The sequence below is a fragment of the Streptomyces sp. GbtcB7 genome (genome assembly GCF_019091445.1).
Lineage (GTDB): Bacteria > Actinomycetota > Actinomycetes > Streptomycetales > Streptomycetaceae > Streptomyces > Streptomyces mirabilis.
On the sequence record NZ_JAGXJM010000047.1, the window covers coordinates 56720 to 76118 of the forward strand.

Below are 19399 nucleotides of genomic sequence, written 5' to 3' on the forward strand. Positions count from 1 at the left end.
TCAGGCCACCTGCGAGGGGGAGACGTCGGCGGTGCGGCGCCTGCGCACCGCCCAGAAGATCCCCGTGCCCGCGACGACGGTGACACCGACGCCGATCACGCCCGCGAGGCCGCCGGAGATCCGGGCGTCGGAGATGTCCTTGACGCCGTACCCGGCGAGCGGGGAGTCCTCGGTGTGGTGCTTCTTGGTGTTCTGGTCGATGCCCTGGTCCTTGGCGACCTTCTCCAGGCCGTCGGGGCTCGCGGAGGCGTAGAAGCTGACGAAGCCCGCGAGGACGAGGGAGGTGACGAGGCCGACCGCCCACACCTTGCGGCGGGAGGTCCGGGCGGCCACGGGGACGGCGGCGGGCGCGGGTGCGTCGACCAGCTCGCCGCCGACGCGCAGCTTCAGCCGCTGCTGCAGACCGCGCGCCCCGTACACGAGGTCCGGTCGTACGGCGATGACCGCGCCGACCGTGAGAGCGGTGATGGTGGCCTCGCCGATGCCGATGAGGACGTGCACGCCGATCATCGCGGTGGCGACCTTGGTGATCGGGACGTCGGTGGTGCCGCCGAGGGCGTAGATGAGGGTGAAGGCGACGGCGGCGGCCGGGACGGAGAGGAGCGCGGAGACGAAGGCCGCCACGGTGATGGAGCGCTTCTTGCGCGGCAGGACCTTCACCAGGCCCCGGAAGACGGCGTACGAGACGACCGTCGTGACGATCGCCATGTCGGTGATGTTCACGCCGAGTGCGGTCAGGCCGCCGTCGGCGAAGAGGATGCCCTGCATCAGCAGGACCACGGAGACACAGAGGACCCCGGTGAAGGGGCCGACGAGTATCGCCGCGAGGGCGCCGCCGAGCAGATGTCCGCTGGTCCCGGCGGCGACCGGGAAGTTCAGCATCTGTACGGCGAAGATGAAGGCGGCGACCAGGCCGGCGAGCGGCGCGGTCTTCTCGTCGAGTTCGCGGCGGGCGCCCCGCAGGCTCACGGCGATGGCGCCGGCGGCGACCACTCCGGTGACCGCGGAGACCGGGGCGTTGATGAATCCGTCAGGCACATGCACCGTTCGATGATAGTGCCTTGTTGCGAATGGCTTGCAAGAGCGAGATGCCCATGAATAGCGGCGAGGCGGTGACGCATGGCGAGGGCCGATCCGGGAAGCCGCTGGGCAGGGGAGGAATCCGTGGGCGAAATCTCCGAAATGTGCGACATTGGAGAGGTGACGGATTCATATATTCCACACAGGTAACGCAGCGCAAGGAGTCGGTTCATGTCTGCCGTCGAACAGTACGCACGCGCCCACATCGTCACCGACACGGCAGACACCGCCGAGGACGAACACCAGGTCGTCCCGGTGGCCCTCAGCTACGACCCCGATGCTGATCCCCGCCAGGTTCACATGACGCTGCCCGGCCCCCACGAGTGGGCCTTCCCCCGGGAGCTCCTAGAACGAGGTCTGCGCGCTCCGGTCGAGTCCGGCGACGTACGCGTGTGGCCGTGCGGGCGGGTGCAGGCGGTCGTGGAGTTCCACTCCGCGCAAGGCGTGTCGGTGGTCCAGTTCGACTCGAAGGTTCTGATCCGCTTCCTGCGCCGTACGTACACAGCGGTCACCCCGGTGGCCCACTGACGGTCGGTCCACCCCGCGTGCGGCATCACCTCGTGTGCGGCGTCAGCCCGTGCGCGGCATCACTCCATGTGCGCCATCAGCCCGCGTGCAGCATCAGACCGATCCCCACCACCAGCAGCCCCGCCGCCGCGATGCGGGGCGCCCCGAACCGCTCCTTGAAGAACACCGCCCCGATCGCCGCGCCGACGATGATCGATGTCATACCCGGCTCATACAGTATTTGTCATGAGCCGATCCAAGTTAGCCAAGACCGCCGTCACCCCGGGCGAGCCCGCAGCGATCTACTGCCGGATCTCCCACACCAAGGACGAGGATCAGACCGGAGTCGACCGGCAGGAACGCATCTGCCGGGAGATCGCCGAACGGCTTCAGCTCCGTGTCGAGGCGACCCACATCTACGTGGACAACAACCGTTCGGCGTGGCAGCGCAACCGCAAGCGGCCCGGGTGGGAAGAGATGCTCAGGGCGATGGGGGAAGGAGAGATCCGGCACGTCATCGTCTACCACCCCGACCGCCTCATGCGGCAGCCCAAGGACCTTGAAGAGTTGCTCTCCATAGCCGACGACAAACGGGTTCTCCTGCATGGCGAGGCGAACCGGCGCGATCTCTCGGACCCCGACGACCGGTTCATCCTCCGTATCGAGGTGGCCCACGCCTGCCGCTCCTCCGACGACTCGTCACGACGGCTGAAGGACGCCCTGAAGGACAAGGCCCGCGAGGGCAAGCCGCACGTGGGCAATCGTCCCTACGGCTACACGGGCAACGGTCAGGCGATCATCGAGGAAGAAGCGGAGATTGTCCGCGAGGTCTTCCGTCGGTATCTGGACGGTGAGTCACCCTTGGGCATTGCCCAGGACCTGACCGCGCGGGGAGTGACAACGTCCAAGGGCAAGACGTGGCAGCCGGAGAACGTCCGACATCTGCTGTCGTCCAACTTCGTGGCGGGTGTCCGGATCCACCAGGGCGAGGAGGTGGGAACCGGGACGTGGCCCGCCATCATCGATCGCGGCCAGTGGGACGAGGTTCAGCGGTTCAGGGAGTACCGGGCCGCGCAATCCAGGGACAAGCAGAAGCGCCCGACCCGGTACTACGTGCTGCGCGGAGTGGTGACATGCGCGTGCGGAGCCCGCATGGGTGGCACGAACACCGTCCGGTACGCCAACTACCGATGCACTCGCGCCGACGACGTTGATCAGCAGAAGTGCAATCGATCCGTGTCCGCAGTGCCTCTCGAAACCTTCGCACGGGACGTCGCAATCAAGGTCCTGACCAAGTTGGACACCTCCGGCTATGAGCCCGCCGCGACCACGCGCCCCGAGGCCGATGTTCTCGCGGACGAGAAGGACCGAGCGAAGCTGGAAGAGCTGAAGCAGCTGTGGCTCACGGATGACGACTTCACGACGGCCGAGTTCCACGCCATGCGCGCCGTCGTCCTCAAGCGGATGAAGGAGCGCCAGCGGAAGACGGTGAAGAGGCCGATCGCCGTCCTGGAGGGGATTGCTGGTCCGGAGGCCGAAGCCAACTGGAAGAAGCTGGAGGAACACGAGGACTACGAGCGCATGAACGCGATCTACCGCTTCCTGTTCGCGGCCGTAGTCGTACTCCCACCGACGAGGAAGGGCAGGGGGTTCGACACCGACCGGGTGGACATCAAGCCGAACCCGCTGGACTAGCCGGAGAGGGCAGGAGTGGTGAGCTGTACAGCTCACTGAGGCTGGCCGCATTCCCTTAACGCCCTCCTACCGTTGCCAGCAATCTTTGGATGCGTCTTCAGGGGTAGCCTTGCTTGATCAACGATATCGGGGGCGTGAAAGCATGTCGTTCGATCAGGAGTGGGCGGAACTGAAGGCGAAGTCCGCGATGCGGCTGGACAGCGTGCCCACGGATCCCGGCGGATCGTCGCCCGATGGCGCGGACCTGATCCTCAGGTACGACGACATGGGGAAGATCGGGCATGCCGCGTTCCTGCTGCACCAGCACTTGTCGAGCGCCGGCAAGCATGCGCAGTCACACACCGAGGCTGCCGCGAAGAGCCTGGAGAACGACGGGTTCGACATGGGCGCCGCACTGGCCAAGGCCGAAGAGGGCTGGCAGGGGCAACTTCAGGTGCTGGTCGACGCCTGCGCTCAGATCTCCAACCATCTCGACTACTCGGTGAAGTCGTCGAAGCAGGACGACCACTTCATTGCCGCGCAGATGCAGGTCTCCAAGATCTCCGAGTACCTCGACGTGCCGCCGCCCACCTCGGACTCCGACGCACCCCACGTCCCGAAGGCGGACGGTCCCATCATGTGACGTCTGGCCAGTGTGTGCGGGGCGGAGGGATTCCGAAGCGGACCGGGAGCCCTCTGGAAGACGCCGGCGGCGACGCCGGGACCAACAGGGGGAGCCGGTGCCGACCTTCGAAGAACTTTTCCACGTAAATCTCTCACCGCTGCAGTCGGCGGCAGACGACTGGGCCGCCATGGCGGTCCTGCTGAACAAAGTCGCCAAAGAGGCCGGGAGTATGCGCAGCCTGGCCCAGGGCACCGAGTGGAAGGGCGAGAACGCCTCCGTCACCAAGCCGTTCGTCGTCCGGGTGTCGGACGAGTTCACCGACGCGGTCACCGAAGCGGAGAGCGTCGGGAACCTGCTGAGTTCCGCGCACGACAAGATCAAGGCGGCCAGGGACGACCTGAAGGTTCTCTGCGAGAATCCGCCCGCAGGCATCACGATCCATGCCGACGGCACGCTGAGCCCTAGCGTCCAGCCCAAGCGCATGTCGCACGGGGATCCCGAGTCCGTGGTGACCCAGGACGACTTCGACGCCCTGCAACGCCGCATCGATGCGATCATCGCCCGGGCAGCGGAAGCGGACTCGACCTGTTCCTGGGGCCTGTGGCAACTCACCAAGGACAAGCGCGAGTTCGGCAGCACGTACTACGGCTCCCTCAAGGACGCGAGCACCGACGCCCGGCAGGCGCAGCAGACGAAGACGGATTCGGTGGAGTACACGCCGCCCGCGAAGTGGGGCAGCGGCACCATCAAGCCCATTGCCGAGTTCCTCAGTTACCGCTCCTGGATGGGTGGTGGCGAGGCGGCACTGCACGGAGACCTCAACGGCGCGATACAGGGCGCCATCGGCGGTGCCCCCTCCGCGGCCGGCGGCGAGGCCAGCAAGCACCTCGCCAAGGGCGCGCTCCTGAGCGACGTAACCGGGAAACATCATCGCCCCACGTTCATCAATACGATCGGCAAGTTCGGGGAGAAGATATTTGGCGTGCCGGTCGCCGTGGTCGCGACGGGGGTCGACTTCTACTACACGCCCGAGGCACCCAAGGGGCCGGGCGACACCCATGTGGACGCCCCAGGGGAACCGGGAAAGGTGAGGTACCAATGACGCACTCCGCTGGACCGCCCACGCGCGGGCGCCGCCGCCCGGACCTGCGGCACTGGCTGAGACCCCAAAGCTCACGGATGGTCGTCTTCGGCATCTGCATGGCCGTCGGCGGGCTCGCCGGTGGGGTGCGCTCTGCGTTGGACGGGAAGGGGATCTGGACGATCCTCGGCACCTTCGCCCTGGGGATTTTCGGCCTGCTCATTGTTGTGAGCTTCTTCGTCAACTACGAGGACCGGCGAGGCCGCCGCTGAGCTCCTTGGAATCAATCATCTTCTAGGAATCCTTCCGTGCAGGGCCGAGGAGCCGCGCGAGACGCGTAGCGCTTTTCGGCCCTATCCGTGTGGGGAACTTGGCCGCCTGGCGCTCGACCGCCCGAGCCCACTGCTCGCTGTGGTGTCTCGTCACCGGGGCACCTCACGCTCTTCACGGGCGATCTCACGGTTCGTGGCGATGTCTTCGGCTACTCCAGCGGCCAGGAGTGCGGCGCCGGGGGTGTGGCCGGAGCCGACGTAGCGCCAGTGCCCATCCGTGGCCGTGCCGGGCGTGGTGTCGAGACCGACGTGTTCGGCGCGGTCAGCGCGAAGGGCCGCGTAGGTCGTCGAGTAGGCACGGGATTTGGTGAGGATGTGGCCCCGGTAGCCGAGGGTGTGGACCCAGGCCCGGAGGTTCAGGGGTGCATGTTCGGGCAGACCGCCGAGGCGCCAGCAGGTGCGCATGAGCGCCCGCACGTGGTCGGTGACGGGGACTGCGTCGATTTCCTCCCAGGCCGTGAGCCTGTGGTCGGTGCCGGCGCCTGTCTCCTGCGCTCCCTTGGTGACGTACTTGGCGACGTACGCGGCCACGGCATCGTCGTCCGGTCCCGCTCCGTCGGCACGGAGGGGGCGAGCGTCGATCTGTGCGCCCCAGCGGAGATCGAGTTCGCCGACGGCGGGACTGTAGGGAGTGCGGACCAGGACCCGCCGGGCAGATACGTGCACGGCATCAGCGAGCCGGTCTGCGCTGCCCCACGCCGGGGGTTCGTCGTGCGGTCCGGCCGGTCCGTCGAGGCGTACGACAGCATGGAGGTGCACTGCCGCCCGTTTCTGGTACTCCGCAACGCGGGCGAAGGACAGTCGGGCGTGCGACGCGAAGAGTGACTGTGTGAGGCCGACCGCTGTAGCGAGTTGGCGCCGGACGCCGATGACGAAGCGGTCCCAGAGCTTGCCCGCGTGCGCGTGCCAGAGGATGTGGGCGGGGTAGTCGTAGCAGTCGACGCAGAGAGGTTGGCCGACGACGGCATTGTTCGTGTCATGGACGGCGCCGCAGCCGAGGGACCGACCGTGCTCGCACCGTCCGGAGTCGCGACGAGGTCGGCAGCGTTCCCCGGCGCGATGCACGGGCCCGAACGATGGGGCGGTGAGAGTGATGAAGAGCCGGGGTCGGTCGCGGACCGTTGCCGGGACGTTCTTGCCGCCGAGGAGTCCGGCGCGAACGAGGTGGTAGGTGTCTCCGGCGTGGAGGCGGGAGCAGGGGGCGCAGACGGTTGCGCGTCTGTTGCGGCAGCGGACGAGGAGGCGTTCGCCGGGTTCGGTGCGGGTGTCGTAGTGATGGAGGATCTCGCCGGTTGCCGTGTCGTGTGCCGTCGTTGAGCCCGACAGGTGCACGGGGTGCGCACAGCCGCCCGTGGCCGTGATCTGGTCCAACCAGCGTGTGAACTGGGGATCTTGGGCGATGCGTATCGCGTCGCGTTCTGCTTCGGGGAGCTGACGCAGGCGCGCCGCGCGGTCGAGGGTGGCGCGCCTGTCAGCCGGGGTGAACTCCGGGGTGATGGTGGTGACCTTCCAGGGTGGGCCGCCGAAGCGGCACGGGTGATGGTTGGTGGCGCGCTGTCGGTCATTGGGATCTCTCCCTTGCGTGGTCGGGCGTGGTGTTGGGCGGTGGGTCAGCGGATGGTTCCGGTGCCGCGGCAGATGCGGCAGCGGCGGAGTCGTCCGGTCCAGGTTTTGCGGGCTCCGTCGCCCTTGCAGTGGGGGCACCTCACGCGGGGCATGGGCATGGCGTACGTCCTTCCTGCCGGTCTAGAAGTGGGAGAAGCCGCTCAGGACCCAGGTCAGAAGGCCGTTGATGGTGAGGCTGACGGGGGTCTGGCCGAGGTACATGCCGAAGAGGGCGATGCAGACCGCTTCCCAGGCGCGCACGTCCCGGGACCGGACGAGGAGGAAGGTGATGATCCCGAAGACCACCACAAGGGACACGGCGGTACCTGTGCTGATCACTTGTCGTCTCCTTCGAGCGCTGCGAGGGCACGGTCTATGGCGGGCAGTGCGGGGGTGAGGGCGGCGTGCTTCCTGGCCGTTGCCATGGCCTCTTCAGTGGTTGTCAGGTGGGAGCGGGCGCGGCTCCAGCCGCCGTCCGGGCCGGTACATACGGCCACGCCCTGTTCCGCTGCGGTGATCGACTGGGCGACGACGACGGCGTCCTTGTTGAGGTCGCCGAGGGTCATCTCTGCCGTGCCGGGGTCGTTGACCCGGTGGCAGATCCGGCCGCCGAGCTGGGCCCGCAGCGCGGTGACGCCAGGACCGAGGTCGGAGCCGACGCGCTGCCCGGCGACGACCAGGTGCATGCCGAGCGCAGCACCGAGCTGGGCCAGGCGGAGCAGGAGGGTGGAGCACTGTTCGGCTTCTGCCTTGCTTTCGCGTCGGCCGTCGGAGAGGTACAGCTCCGCGATCTCGTCGACGATCACCACGACCGGCACCGGCCGCAGCTTCTCCGGCAGTTCCCAAATGGAGCGGACTCCGGCCGTGCGGCAGGCGCGCATGCGCTCTTGCATGTCGTTCACGAGCGCGGCGAGGACTGCGACCGCTTCACGGCGGCAGGTGGTCAGTGCGCTGAGCCGTTCGGCGAAGAGCCCGAGCTCCATACCGCCCTTGCAGTCGATGCCGACCAGGGCGACGGGCTGCGGGGCGAGTTGGGTGATCAGCCGGGCGAGGAGAGTGGACTTGCCCGAGCGTGTGGCGCCGGCGATGAGCCAGTGCGGCACGAGCCGCAGGTCCATGACCCACGCTCCGCCGTTCTCCAGTACTCCGATGAGTGCGGACAGCAGCGCGGCGGGCGCGGAGGCTAAGCCGGGCCGGGCCAGCGGATCACTGGCGGTTGCGGTCAGCAGTACGAGGCCGCGTTCGGGCGAGGTGACCCGTACCGCGTGGACCTTCCAGGCGTGTACCAAGGCGTCCGCCGCTTTCATGTAGGTCGCGGGGGTCTGGCCCGCGTGCAGGCGCACGGTCGCCGTCAGTCCCAGGCGGGTAGCCCGCGGGAACGACAGCCGCGGAACAACCGGCCGCAGCGGGTCACCCTTGACGACCAGGTCCCCGAGGAGCCCGCGGGGCGGACGCCGCGTTACGGAGAGGTCGTTGAGCATCGCGACCTTGCGCCAGGTGAACACCACCCGGCACGCGGTGGCCGGGTATCCGGCGAGGTACCAGTGCCAGGCCGGACGGTGCCGGCGCAGCAGGTCACCGACGACGAGCACCCACGCCAGCAGGGCGAGCCCGAAGGCGAGCGTGATCGGTCCCATCACGCACCCCCGGTCTTGTTCGGCGCGGGAGCGCTGGGTACGGGGGTGATCGCGTCGGCGCGGAAGCTGATTCCGTGCCGGTCGCCCATGGCCCAGGCGAACGCGGTCAGTCCGGTGACCTTGAGGACCTGTCCTTCCTCGATACCCTTCGGCTCACCGGCCACCGCGATCTCGATGACGGAGATACGCCGCCCGTCCTGCCGCACCGTGACGGCGACGGTGTAGACCGTGTTGCCGTCCCGGTCCTTCTTCACCTCCTGTGTCTCAAAGTTGCTGATCTTTGCTTCGGGCGTGATGGCGCACCGCAGTACGCCCAGTCGCGCCGTGTCCACGGGAATGGACTGCATTGCTTGGCCTCCCTGGCCAGTCGGAACGCCTGACATATTCAGACGTCACTTGTCCTTACGAGTTACGACTATGCGGGTCTGTACGGCGAGGGGTCAACTACTTATGCTGACGAGTGATGTCGCGCGTGCGACGTGCCTACGACTTCGACCCGAAGGTGCCGAGATGACGGAGATCCAACGCCCCGGAGCCCTCTATCAGCAGGTCGCCGCCGCGATCCGGGAAGCGATCCTGAAGGGCGAGTTCGCGCCTGGCGCCCCGCTGCCCTCCGAGGCGCAGCTCATCGAGCGCTACAAGGTCTCGCGCCCCACGGTCCGCAACGCGGTAGCAGCTCTGCGAGCGGAGGGCCTGATCGAGGTGCGGCACGGCAAGGGCAGCTTCGTACGCTCCGACGGCCAGCCCTCCGTCACCCTCGACCGCCGGGTGAGCCGTACGGCGGAGGGGCGTTTCGTGATGCCCAACGGCGCTGTCTGGGACGAGGCCGAAGAGCCCACCCCGTACCGCACGCACACCACGACAGCCACCGGCCAGCTCCTCGAACTCAGCGAGGAAGAAGCTCTCTTCGGCTGCGACCGGCTGCTCACCGATCCTGCCAGCGGCACCCGGGCGATGCACCGCACGCTGATCCCGTTCGAGGTGGCCGAGGAGATCCCGTTGCTTGCCGAGGCCCCGGACCAGCGCCCCGCGTCGGCCTTCTGGCTGCTCTCCCAGGCCGGACACAAGCTGTGGTGGTCGGAGACGGTCCGCGCCCGCATGCCACTGCCGGACGAGCGCACCGCGCTCCAGCTCCCGGACGCGACGCCCATCCTGCACCTGAGCCGCGTCACCCACGGCATCAGTGGCCGCCCGCTGATTCTCGAAGAGCTCCGCGTCGGAGCGGACCGTGCCGAACTCGCCTACCGGATCACCGCCGACAAGGAGCCCGCACCGCGCGCCCGCGGCTGAGGGCCGATGGCGATCGGTCGAATACGTCTTCACTTCCTCAAGGGCGCGCCTGCGGCGCGCCGGGCCGCCCGGCCGCCCCGGCCGGGCGTGCGGCGTGGCCGCCGGTCCCGTCCGGTCGCCGGGCGCCCCCGACCGCAGCACACCCAAAGAGTCGAGGCGTCGACCGGACGACGTGGGTCGGGGCCCGTGGGGCTGGGGGTCGCCGGCCGCAGAGACTTTAGACAGCTCCCATGGGGCGAGCCTCGAAGAACAGGGGGCCGATCGGGCTATTGCGGGCAGGTCCAAGGACTGCCCGATCCGCTGGCGAGCGTAAGGCCCCCTGTTCACTCGCCCCATGGCAGCTACCGTCCAAAGTCTCTGCGGCCGGCGACGTGCCCACGCGCGCCAATCACCAGGGAAAACGCTTCTCATGCCACGCCGCCGCCGTCGCCGCCCGAGGTGACCGCCTCCAGGAGCACGGCGAGCCGCTCCGCCGCGTCCGGCCAGCCCGCCACGCGCACGACCCCGAGCCCGCCCTCGTCCGTCGAGGCCACCGCCCGCAACTGCGACAGCTCGAACCCGGCACCGAGGAACGCTCGGTTCAGCTGATCCGCCGCCTCCCGCGCACCGCGCCAGCCCGACATGTAGTCGACCCCGGACACCCACAAACCGCAGTCCGCACCCGCGACGTCCAGACCATCGCTCAGCCAGTCCTCACCCGAGCCAGTCACCTTGCCCACCTCTGCCCTGATCTAGTAACGGATCGTCAACTCTCTTTGCGTCAGGGCAGATGCGCAGCGCAGCGGCCCCGGTACCATCAGGCACCGGGGACCGCTGAGTCCCCTCCCGGACCACCCCGGTAGCTGCCAGGCGCGGGGGTGGTCCGGTCTCGGTATGAGGTTGTGAAGCGCGGCCCCCTAGGGACCGGGTGGGGAACCCGGCGGATCAAGCCCAGGAGACCGCGCCCCGTTGGCCGGAGGGATGGCTCCGGCCCCGAGCCGCCGCCCACTCCCGATCGACAGGGAGTCACGAGGAGACGACGACCCGGAGATCGTCAGAGCAGCCCGCCTCCGGTTTCGCCGTCGAGGTCGAACCGACACCACACGGTCTTGCCGCCCGGCTCTTCCGGCGTCCACCAGACCGCCGCTGCCAAGCGCTGAACGATGAGCAACCCCCGGCCGCTGTCGGGTAACACCGCTTCCGCCAACTCCCCCAGCAGGCCCGGGGAGAATGTGTCTCCCAACGGGAGTAGAGGCGGTGTCGAGTCCTCATCGGTGACCCCGACGAACAGCCACTTCGGCCACAACTTGAAGGTCACATCGATGCGCCGAGTTCCACCGGGATGAGCCAAGCAACGGTCGGGCACCGCATGGTTCACCACGTTGCCGACGAGTTCCGAGACGATCAGCCGGGCATCGTCCACGGCCGCATCCGCGCCCGCACCCTGAAGGAACGTGGCCGTCATGTTGCGCGCAACGCGAAGCGTGTCGGGGAACTCGGCGAAGAGCGTCAGCGTCAAGAAGTGCCCGACCGAGGAGGGATCGGGCGCCACGTACCAGTGAGCGAACGCATCAAGTTCGCTCACCACGTGCTTGTGCTGCTCTGCTCTTTTCGCATCCATGCCCACAGCCGCCCGTCTCTGGTCACGTCTGCCGGGGCGTTCCGGCAGAGTGGACAGAGGGTGCACCCCTTGTACCGGCCGTCGCTCCCCCCTCTTGGGGACCCCCCTCGTGGGTACACTCGCGGGACGGACACAGAAGGAACATCAGGTCAGGTCAGTCACAATGGGGAAGTGAAATGACCGAAGCTGCTCCGACACCGGCCGCGTTGCCGCCGCACGTGCTGGAACGCGCGGACGTGCGCTCAGCGATCGCCAACCACGACTTCGGCGAGGTCTTCAGACTCGCCCGGCTCCACGGCAAGGTCAGCTACGCCAAGATCGCCGAGGCAATCGGTTACAAGCGTGAGCACATCGGCAAGATGGCCCGACCGGAGACCGACGGCAAGGGCGTTCGCCCTCGGATCACGCAGCACCGCAAGATTCTTGAAGCGGTGGATGGACTACGCATTCCAGGCCACCTTGCGGGACTGGCTCCACGTCCGTGGGAACTGGAGCGAGACGCAACCATCTCGGTGCCGGATGACCCAAGCACCCTGCTCGCCCAGGGTGGTGCGGGACTTTGGGACGTTGCCGAGTTGCTACGTCGGACCGAGATGTCCAGCATCAACAGCGCAGCCCTGGAGTCGATCGAGCAGGGCATCGACCAGTTGGCCCGCGCCTATCCCTACGCCGACGCCGACTATCTCCACCAGCGCACCCGGAACGGCTTGCAATACGTCACCAAGCAGCTCGAAGGCCGCATGACCTTGCGCCAACATCGAGAGCTTCTCGTTGACACCGGTTGGCTGTTCCTGCTGAACGCGTGCGTCCAGTACGACCGAGGGCAGCGGGAAGCCGCCAACCTCAGCAAAGCCGCAGCGCTGCGGATCGGCGATGAAACCGGACACGGCGAGATCAAGGCATGGGCCTGGGAGATCGAAGCATGGTTCGCCCTCACCCAAAGCCGTTGGGACGACATGCTCCGCGCTGTCGAAGCCGGACACTCCGCCGACCAGACACACTCCGTCGGCGTGCAGCTCTACGCACACAAGGCACGCGCCGCCGCCCGCATGGGAGACGCCCGCCTGGTCCGCGATTCCCTGGACGCCGGCCGCGCAAGGCTCGACCGACTGCCCCGTCCGGACCACCCCGAGCACCACTTCATCATCGACCCGGACAAGTGGGACTTCTACGAGATGGACGCATACCGCCTACTCGGAGACGACGAACGCGCCGCAGCTCACGCCCGATCCGTGATCCGCATCAGCACGGGCCCCGACGGGACCGAGATCTCTCCCATGCGCGCCGCAGAGGCCCGTCTCACGCTCGGAGTCGCCGCGGCCCGCATGGGGGACATAGAAGAGGCCGTGGGCCTAGGGACCACGGCCCTCGCCGCCGACCGGAAGTCTCTTCCCTCGCTGCTTTTAGTCGCCAACGAGTTGGACAAGGAACTCCGCTCCCGGTACCCCCGCGAGACCGCCTCACGCGACTTCCACGAACGGATCATGACCATCACGCGGGGCACGACCACACCTGAGCTTCCGTTCTGAACCCGACCACTCACGATCTGGCCCCGCTTCCGCCGAGGAGGTGGGGCCGAAAGTGTGTAAAAGGCCCCCAATTCGACCCCTCTCATGCCAGGCCTTGAGGGCATAGCAGGGGCGGTCAGATTTAGCTGAAAATCAATATAATCACCTGAAACCGCTGCAAGGTGCCGGAAACCCTACTACGATCGCTCTTCTGTTAGGTGACCGGGTTGGCATGCGGTGGAGCTGGGGAATAGTGCGCATCACCAAGGTGAAGATTACAAATTATCGAGGGCTTGAGTCGGTTGAGATTCCTCTGAGTCGCTTCGGTTGTGTTATCGGTGAGAATAATGCAGGAAAGTCCTCTGTTTTTCAAGCTCTGAATACTTTTCTTCGCGGAAGTGCGATGGATTCTTCAGAGTTTCTTTCAAAGGCTCAATCGGTTCGTGTTCAGGTCTCTTTCTCTGAGATTGGCGCCGATGATCTGGCCAGACTGGATGTGCAGCACCGTGCAAAGATTGAGAAAGAGGTCGAGGATGGCTTGCTGACTCTGGTGAGGGTTTACGCCTCACCAGGAAAGGGAGAAATTCGAGTACTATCCAAGGTGCCGCGCGATAGCCGCTTTAGTTCACTAGCTTTGGAAGAAACGCTGAAAGTAGGACTTTCGGCGGGTGAGATTTCTGCCAACGTCGAACATACGTATCCAGAGATCTACGACAAGCTGGGCGGCAAGATTACGAAGACTGCAGTTAGGAGAGTATTCGAGGAGGTCGTATCGAGTCTGCCACCAGAGGAAATGGCAGAAGGGGAGAGTAAGCTTCCCACGGGGATCGATCGCTCCATTTCCGCGCTACTGCCGGATGTGATCTACATTCCAGCCGTCAAAGAGCTCAATGATGAAGTGAAAACGACAGACAGCTCTACCTTCGGTAAGCTGCTCGGATTGCTTTTTGGGCAGATCGAGCACCAGATGCCCAATCTTCAGAAATCTTTTGATGATCTGCATCGGCATTTGAATGTAGTGGTAGACGGCCAGGGGAATGAGGTCGATCAGCGACTCCAAGAGGTGCGCGACATCGAGAAGTTGATTGAGCGGAACCTGCAGGAAGCTTTTCCTCGTGCAGATGTTCGGCTCGATATCCCTCCGCCGGCTCTCCGTACGCTTTTGTCGAGTGCTGAAATCTCGATCAATGATGGAGTTTCTGGGCATTTTCGAACGAAGGGAGATGGCCTGCGTAGGTCGGTCACATTCGCGATTCTGCGGGCTTACGTGGACCAGAAGAAGAAGCAAGTAAACGATCATTCATCTGCGGCAGAACGTCCGACCGTTCTCCTCTTTGAAGAGCCAGAGGTGTTTCTGTACCCACGGGCGCAACGGAAGCTATTTGACGCTCTAAAATTCTTCTCTCAATACAATGATGTCTTGGTGACTACCCATTCCTCGGCGTTTTATGGACCGAAGGAGACGGGTACTTTTGTGAAAATGATCAAGAATCATCAGGTCGATCCTCCTGTGAGTCGTGCACATGTGATCGACCTGAGTGATATCGATGCTAGGGATCAGTTTGAGATTATTAAACACGAGAACAATGAAGCGGCCTTCTTCGCTGATTCTATTTTCTTGGTGGAGGGTGCAAGTGATTGCCATCTCATCCCTCACGTGGCGAAGACGCTAAAACCCGAATGGGACTTCCAGAAGCATGCTGTGGCAATCGCTAGAGTCGAGGGTAAGGGGAGTATTGCGCGATATCGTGGTTTCTTTGAGAAATTTGAGATGAAGGTCTCCGTGTTGGCAGATCTAGACGCTGTTCTTGAGGGATTCGATAAGCTCGGGGCTAGTGATCGATGCACAGATATCCGCAGCAGACTACTTCCTCTCGTTGACAGGGATGCGAAGTTGGTGGAGGAGAATCAGGTTCGCGGCGAAGTACTGAAGAAGATGCGGAGGAGCGGCGAGGTTCAAGGTCTTTGGCAGCAAGCCGCAAATTTGCATTCTGCTTTCACGAAGGGAGAATGTACGTGGGATGATCTTAATTCTGCCGTTAGTGCATTCTTTGATCGTGCCAGCTCTCGCACCAAGCGTGCCGTGTTGCGTGATGCGATTACGGCAGATTTGCGCGAAACTAAGCTCGAGTTGCTGTCTGCGCTGCGGGAGGAGAATATTTTCGTCTGGGAACGTGGGGCGATCGAGGACTACTACCCTCCATCTGTCTACCTATCCTCCGGCAACAAGAATATTCAAGCCCAGCGCTTCTGCGAGAGCTATAAAACTGCCGAGTCCCTCAGGGGACTGCCAGCCTTTGCGGACTCCGATGTTTGCGAATTCGATCTAATCTTTTCCAAATTCTTCGAAGGGGCTAATGCCGAGTAGTCAGGTGTAGGTGAGGACGTATAGTTTGACCCCCGTCTCACCCAGCCCGCAGCACCTGTTCGGGATTTTAGAGATACTAAGGTGTGCGGAAAGCGTCCAGTCGGCTCAAGCAGCGTTCACCGCCTCGGCGCTCCCCACCATCTCCCGTGCTGGTGATAGACGCGGTTCCAGTCTTCGCGGGTGGCATCATCGGGCACTGCTGCGAGCATCGATTTCGCTTCGTCACAAACGCGCTCGGCCTGAGCCGCGGTCAGTCGTCGGCAGTTCGAAAGCAGCCCGGCCATCTCGGCCGCCAGCGGATCGTCTGGCCGCGACGGCTCGGGGAGCTCGACACTGGTGATGGCGGCGAGGTCACCAGCCGAGATGCCGAGGGTGGTCGCGAAGCCCGTCACCAGGTTCGGGGTCAGCGGAACGCGGCCCCGGCCGATGCCACTGATCGTGGAGGCGGCCAGGTACACGCGGCCATCGGTCAACAGGGCCAGGGTCTTGGCCGCGGCGGTCAGGGAGTACAGGTTCCGGTTGCCGCACAGCAGGTTGGCGAGCACCGCGCCGAACCCAGCCTCGTGCTGGTCATAGGTCCGCAGCGGATGGGACGGAGGGTCTCGGAGTTCCAGCGGCAGCTGATCGACCAGCCAGTGGACGCGGGCTCTGAGGTCCGACGGCAGTGCCATCGTGATCTTGACAAGGTTCGCGATTCCGGATCCGGCTGTCGGATCCCAGGGGATGCGGGCTTCCGACGCCGGGACGTCGGCGATCACGTAGAGGTCGGCGGCGTGGAAACCGAGGGCGGGGGCCAGGTCGTCGAGCTGCGAAGCCAGAGGCGCCACGCCCGAGAGCATTGAGCGGAGTTCGGTCTCCGAGATGCCGGACGCCGAAGACAGCCATGTGACATCCATCCGACGGTGATTCAGAAGTCGGGTCAAGAGCACGCTGAAGCTTGGGGGATTCTCCACAGTGCGTATTTTCCAGCCTCCGGTGTTTGTGGCGAGGTGGAAGGCCAGGACGGCTTAGACGATTCCGGTGATGCGGGTGGTGCTGCACCCGAGCTTGCGTAGGAGCCGCCAGGCCTTGAGGGTGGCCATGGCCTGCTCGCCGAGCGCGCGGATCTTGGCGTGGGAGGCAGTGAGACTGTTCCAACCTCGCAGTCTCACAATGACGTTGGAACAGCCTCACTGCTGGTGCCTACCGACTGGGAAACAAAAAGGCTGTGAGCGAGGCTTGACGCGCGTCATGCGGTCCCGCTTCCACGCAGCGGGAAATCGGCCCTGGCGAACCGCGGGCATGCCGATCTCCGGGGAGTACGCCTGGTAGACGGTGATCGTGGATGCTGTGTGGAGCGCACGTATGCCGCGCTGCGGTTCTGCCATGGCGTACAGGGTGAGGCCGACCGGTTCCCGTCGGCCATTGATTTTCGCGTAGGGCGTGGTGGCGTCTCCTAGCTCAGCGAGCGCGAGGTCAGGCAGGGACGTCGCCAGCAGTAAGGCCAGTGTTTTTGTGGCCGCTGCCTCGCATCGGTGGTTTGGCCCCTTCGGCGAGACAGCTCGGCCGTGGCAGCGCGCGAACGGCGATCGACACCACGGCCGATTGGGCCGGAGTCAGGCCGGTCCGGCTACTTTTCCGACGCTTCGGGCGCGGGGGCGATGCCGGTCGGGCACGACGTACCCCAGTTGGTTTCGAACGGGTCACCTAGCTTGACCCCCGTCCCGTCCAAGCCGCAGTACCCGTCCGGGTTTTTGCTGCCCGAAAGGTACTGCTGGTGGTAGCACTCGGCCGCGTAGAAGTCTCCCCCTGCGGCGACGATCCCTGTTTGGATGGTGCCGTAGACCGTACCGAGGACGCATGGCGAGGAACGACGCCGCGGCGGACGGGATGATCTCATCCAGATCCCTGACTGGCGAAGCTGTGTCCGAGTGAACAGGGGTGGACGGACGCCCGCCTGGTCCGCGATTCCCCCGACGCCGGGCGCGCGAGGCTGGACCGACTCCCCAGGCCCGACCACCCCGAACACCACCATCATCGACCCCGATCTGACGCGCTGACATACATCCGGGCCCCGCTTCCGGTCGAAGGCGGGGCCCGACCTATGCGTTCCCCTGGGTCATTTCCTCAGCGATTTCCTGAAACGGCGCCAGGATTCGACCAATGACGGCAGTTGATCAAGAAGACCCTTGGACGCGTAGATGAACACAGCGATGACCCCGAACCAAGTAATGATCCAGAGGCTGACGTCGGACGCCACGGCACGGCTTCCCTTCGAATGGAGGCCGAACTTTATGCGCGGGCACACTCAGTCCGACCACGTACACAAGTGATCGAACTAAGTCCCATCCGACGCTGAAACTCAGGTACAACTGCAATATCTGGGTACCCGTTTGTGGTAGTGAGCTCTGGTTTGCTCTCCCAGAGGGCCGTTCAGGGGCTGTCGGCACGAGCAGTCGTCGGATTGCTCCCGGCAGCGTGATTTGACTGGGCGTCACGTCATCGAGCGACAGACCCAACTCACTGCGTTCCCGCTATGGTAGCCGGTCTTCCAAGATGGAGGCGTCTCGTCCGCGAAGCGAGGCTATTACTGCATGAGCGAGACTTGACTGACGCCGGCCTCGGTGCGGGATCCGTTCGCTGTGGCATGGTTTGGGCTTGACCCCGCGGGGAGGGTGTCTGTAGAAGTAGTCGGCCCGGCTGCCGCCGACCCGGTCGCACTCCGCGAGCGTGCCGTTTGGTGGGCGGGAGTACAGCGGCGGACACCCTCGCGGGTGACGATGAGCATGGTGACCCACTCGACCAGGGCGCGAGGCGGATCGAGTGCGGCAGAATTGAGGAACCAACGGGGCTCCTGCGCCAATTAGTTGAGACGGCGAGCCCCCCTTCCAACGGCACAGGAGCCTTGTGCGTTGCGAACTTCGTGCTGTCCCCCGATCAGTGGCCGCACTGAAAAGGCTCACTCAACTGAAGGCGAACTCATGAGTCGCGCCTCCTTTAAGGCGCGAGTAAAATCACAAAGGTGAGGTCAGTACGCCCGAAGGAGGTGGCGTGGCATGAGCCATCAAATTAGACAGGCTACTTGGACGCTGGAGCGGGGACAATCGGTTAGCTCGGATGAAGCCCGGCTGGTCATGCAAACGGATGGCAACCTGGTCGTTTACGACGAACTCGACTTTCCCCGCTGGGGATCCGATACTGTCGACGAGGGCTGGCGAGCAACCTTCCAGGACGACGGCAACCTTGTTGTCTACGCGCGGAGTAACAAGGCCGTGTGGGGTTCCGGCACGGAAGGACACCCGGGTTCACAACTCTGGATTCAGGATGACGGCAACGTCGTCATCTACGATCAGCTCTTCACACCCATCTGGGCAACCAACACGGCTCACTGAGGTCTTTCAGCGTTGGCCGCTCCAGTGTGAGGAAGCTACTGCGACGGACGTCATTCGATTCAGGCTGCATTGTGAACTGCGGAATATCCGCAGGGGCGACTCTACTCTCGACCGTACACATGCCCTCAACGGTGCTTAGTTGAGGGCATGGTGGTTGAGCGTCAGTTCGCCTCCGGCAAAACCTTCACCCTCGATGTCGCGCGCTGCTTCAACCTGCGCCGCCAGGACGCCTCGGTACTGCTGCACCCGCAAGCGCTGGAGCAGCTCGGCCCCCGAAGACCTCGCCGGTGCCCCCGTGACCTGCGATCTCGCGCTCGGCTTGATCCTCCGCGCCCGCGCCAGGCCCTCTAGCCAGCGAAGTTATTACCGCGTAAACAAAGCTTGACCGAGCTCCCGTAGTCGCGCGCGATCAATCAGCGCACGCCTGGGAGCGACCAACCCCGACGTGCGCCAGAAGCGACCTCGACCGTACCGAGGACACGGAGCGCGTTTGAGACCCGCTGCTGCGCCAGTTCTGGTTGGGTAGCTTGATCGGCATGGATCAGGGGCGGGTAGTTGAAGCGTTTCGTCTTGAGGCGGGGCAGCTTGCGCAGGCGATGACTGGGGTCTCGGCGGCCGAGTGGGGTCTGCCGACGCGGTGTGCACCGTGGAAAGTGAGCGACTTGCTGGCTCATGTCCGGGTGGTGATTGCCTGGCTGCCGGGCATGCTGGCCGCGCCGGC

The 19399-nt window shown here is 65.0% G+C and carries 18 protein-coding genes and 4 pseudogenes; 10 read left to right on the top strand and 12 right to left on the bottom strand.

Annotated features, from left to right (window positions below):
- On the bottom strand, nt 1-1044 hold the full coding sequence (locus tag KVT44_RS47305; RefSeq protein ID WP_099922209.1) for an energy-coupling factor ABC transporter permease: 1044 nt from the start codon (nt 1042-1044) through the stop codon (nt 1-3).
- Nucleotides 1045-1251: 207 nt separating this feature from the next.
- On the opposite strand from KVT44_RS47305, the gene KVT44_RS47310 reads away from it, so the two are divergent.
- Entirely contained in the window at nt 1252-1608 is a 357-nt protein-coding gene (locus KVT44_RS47310) for an SsgA family sporulation/cell division regulator (RefSeq protein WP_075027257.1), read from the top strand.
- 76 nt (nt 1609-1684) lie between these two features.
- On the opposite strand, the pseudogene KVT44_RS47315 reads toward KVT44_RS47310, so the two are convergent.
- Nucleotides 1685-1807: pseudogene (locus KVT44_RS47315) on the bottom strand (EamA family transporter); the annotation flags it as partial.
- 26 nt (nt 1808-1833) lie between these two features.
- On the opposite strand from KVT44_RS47315, the gene KVT44_RS47320 reads away from it, so the two are divergent.
- The 4 genes from KVT44_RS47320 to KVT44_RS47335 all read left to right on the top strand — a co-directional run bounded on the left by KVT44_RS47320 (nt 1834) and on the right by KVT44_RS47335 (nt 5239).
- Nucleotides 1834-3282 carry a recombinase family protein gene (locus tag KVT44_RS47320; RefSeq protein ID WP_217574485.1) on the top strand — a complete coding sequence of 483 codons (1449 nt, stop codon included), beginning with the start codon at nt 1834-1836 and terminating at the stop codon, nt 3280-3282.
- Between the two features lie 142 nt (nt 3283-3424).
- A complete protein-coding gene (locus KVT44_RS47325) occupies nt 3425-3904 on the top strand; it encodes a hypothetical protein (RefSeq protein ID WP_217574487.1) in 480 nt (159 codons plus the stop codon).
- A 97-nt stretch (nt 3905-4001) separates the two neighbouring features.
- Nucleotides 4002-4988 carry a hypothetical protein gene (locus KVT44_RS47330; protein WP_217574489.1) on the top strand — a complete coding sequence of 329 codons (987 nt, stop codon included), beginning with the start codon at nt 4002-4004 and terminating at the stop codon, nt 4986-4988.
- Nucleotides 4985-5239 carry a hypothetical protein gene (locus KVT44_RS47335; RefSeq protein WP_143608346.1) on the top strand — a complete coding sequence of 85 codons (255 nt, stop codon included), beginning with the start codon at nt 4985-4987 and terminating at the stop codon, nt 5237-5239. The genes KVT44_RS47330 and KVT44_RS47335 overlap by 4 nt, the downstream gene beginning before the upstream one ends.
- A 150-nt stretch (nt 5240-5389) precedes the next feature.
- Here KVT44_RS47335 and KVT44_RS47340 read toward each other — a convergent pair whose 3' ends face one another.
- The 4 genes from KVT44_RS47340 to KVT44_RS47355 all read right to left on the bottom strand — a co-directional run bounded on the left by KVT44_RS47340 (nt 5390) and on the right by KVT44_RS47355 (nt 8888).
- Nucleotides 5390-6739 carry a replication initiator gene (locus KVT44_RS47340; protein ID WP_217574520.1) on the bottom strand — a complete coding sequence of 450 codons (1350 nt, stop codon included), beginning with the start codon at nt 6737-6739 and terminating at the stop codon, nt 5390-5392.
- Between the two features lie 306 nt (nt 6740-7045).
- Entirely contained in the window at nt 7046-7243 is a 198-nt protein-coding gene (locus KVT44_RS47345; protein WP_217574491.1) for a hypothetical protein, read from the bottom strand.
- Entirely contained in the window at nt 7240-8541 is a 1302-nt protein-coding gene (locus KVT44_RS47350) for an FtsK/SpoIIIE domain-containing protein (protein ID WP_217574493.1), read from the bottom strand. Before KVT44_RS47350 ends, KVT44_RS47345 begins: the two co-directional genes overlap by 4 nt.
- Nucleotides 8541-8888: a hypothetical protein gene (locus tag KVT44_RS47355; RefSeq protein WP_217574495.1), complete on the bottom strand. Its 348-nt coding sequence runs from the start codon at nt 8886-8888 to the stop codon at nt 8541-8543. Before KVT44_RS47355 ends, KVT44_RS47350 begins: the two co-directional genes overlap by 1 nt.
- Before the next feature lie 163 nt (nt 8889-9051).
- Between KVT44_RS47355 and KVT44_RS47360 the strand changes: the two genes are divergently transcribed.
- Entirely contained in the window at nt 9052-9831 is a 780-nt protein-coding gene (locus KVT44_RS47360) for a GntR family transcriptional regulator (RefSeq protein ID WP_217574497.1), read from the top strand.
- Between the two features lie 407 nt (nt 9832-10238).
- On the opposite strand, the gene KVT44_RS47365 is transcribed toward KVT44_RS47360, so the two are convergent.
- The gene (locus KVT44_RS47365) at nt 10239-10541 is read right to left on the bottom strand and encodes a hypothetical protein (protein ID WP_217574499.1); all 303 of its coding nucleotides are present in this window, start codon (nt 10539-10541) and stop codon (nt 10239-10241) included.
- A 323-nt stretch (nt 10542-10864) separates the two neighbouring features.
- Nucleotides 10865-11431: an ATP-binding protein gene (locus tag KVT44_RS47370; protein WP_217574501.1), complete on the bottom strand. Its 567-nt coding sequence runs from the start codon at nt 11429-11431 to the stop codon at nt 10865-10867.
- 206 nt (nt 11432-11637) lie between these two features.
- On the opposite strand from KVT44_RS47370, the gene KVT44_RS47375 reads away from it, so the two are divergent.
- Nucleotides 11638-12960 carry a tetratricopeptide repeat protein gene (locus KVT44_RS47375; RefSeq protein WP_254650857.1) on the top strand — a complete coding sequence of 441 codons (1323 nt, stop codon included), beginning with the start codon at nt 11638-11640 and terminating at the stop codon, nt 12958-12960.
- 232 nt (nt 12961-13192) lie between these two features.
- On the top strand, nt 13193-15307 hold the full coding sequence (locus KVT44_RS47380) for an ATP-dependent endonuclease (protein ID WP_217574505.1): 2115 nt from the start codon (nt 13193-13195) through the stop codon (nt 15305-15307).
- A gap of 116 nt (nt 15308-15423) precedes the next feature.
- Here the strand turns inward: KVT44_RS47380 and KVT44_RS47385 are convergent, their stop codons facing one another.
- From KVT44_RS47385 to KVT44_RS59110, 4 genes and pseudogenes are all read right to left on the bottom strand, one after another.
- Entirely contained in the window at nt 15424-16260 is an 837-nt protein-coding gene (locus KVT44_RS47385) for a hypothetical protein (protein ID WP_217574507.1), read from the bottom strand.
- A 54-nt stretch (nt 16261-16314) separates the two neighbouring features.
- Nucleotides 16315-16425 (bottom strand): annotated as a pseudogene (locus tag KVT44_RS47390) (IS5/IS1182 family transposase); the annotation flags it as partial.
- A 96-nt stretch (nt 16426-16521) separates the two neighbouring features.
- Nucleotides 16522-16674: pseudogene (locus KVT44_RS47395) on the bottom strand (DUF4291 family protein); the annotation flags it as partial.
- Nucleotides 16675-16916: 242 nt separating this feature from the next.
- A pseudogene (locus KVT44_RS59110) lies at nt 16917-17129 on the bottom strand (peptide-methionine (S)-S-oxide reductase); the annotation flags it as partial.
- A 1213-nt stretch (nt 17130-18342) separates the two neighbouring features.
- On the opposite strand from KVT44_RS59110, the gene KVT44_RS47400 reads away from it, so the two are divergent.
- Together KVT44_RS47400 and KVT44_RS47405 are read left to right on the top strand one after the other, a co-directional pair.
- Nucleotides 18343-18678 (top strand): hypothetical protein, encoded by a 336-nt coding sequence (locus tag KVT44_RS47400; RefSeq protein WP_217574511.1) that lies wholly within the window; start codon nt 18343-18345, stop codon nt 18676-18678.
- Between the two features lie 536 nt (nt 18679-19214).
- A partial coding sequence (locus tag KVT44_RS47405; protein WP_217574513.1) for a maleylpyruvate isomerase N-terminal domain-containing protein occupies nt 19215-19399 on the top strand: 185 nt, incomplete at its 3' end.

Bases quoted from the DNA above. Each gene is read 5' to 3' on its own strand.
- KVT44_RS47400 (WP_217574511.1), top strand. From the start codon at position 18,343: ATGAGCCATCAAATTAGACAGGCTACTTGGACGCTGGAGCGGGGACAA.
- KVT44_RS47355 (WP_217574495.1), bottom strand. From the start codon at position 8,888: ATGCAGTCCATTCCCGTGGACACGGCGCGACTGGGCGTACTGCGGTGC.
- KVT44_RS47370 (WP_217574501.1), bottom strand. From the start codon at position 11,431: ATGGATGCGAAAAGAGCAGAGCAGCACAAGCACGTGGTGAGCGAACTT.
- KVT44_RS47335 (WP_143608346.1), top strand. From the start codon at position 4,985: ATGACGCACTCCGCTGGACCGCCCACGCGCGGGCGCCGCCGCCCGGAC.
- KVT44_RS47320 (WP_217574485.1), top strand. From the start codon at position 1,834: ATGAGCCGATCCAAGTTAGCCAAGACCGCCGTCACCCCGGGCGAGCCC.
- KVT44_RS47310 (WP_075027257.1), top strand. From the start codon at position 1,252: ATGTCTGCCGTCGAACAGTACGCACGCGCCCACATCGTCACCGACACG.
- KVT44_RS47325 (WP_217574487.1), top strand. From the start codon at position 3,425: ATGTCGTTCGATCAGGAGTGGGCGGAACTGAAGGCGAAGTCCGCGATG.
- KVT44_RS47350 (WP_217574493.1), bottom strand. From the start codon at position 8,541: ATGGGACCGATCACGCTCGCCTTCGGGCTCGCCCTGCTGGCGTGGGTG.
- KVT44_RS47360 (WP_217574497.1), top strand. From the start codon at position 9,052: ATGACGGAGATCCAACGCCCCGGAGCCCTCTATCAGCAGGTCGCCGCC.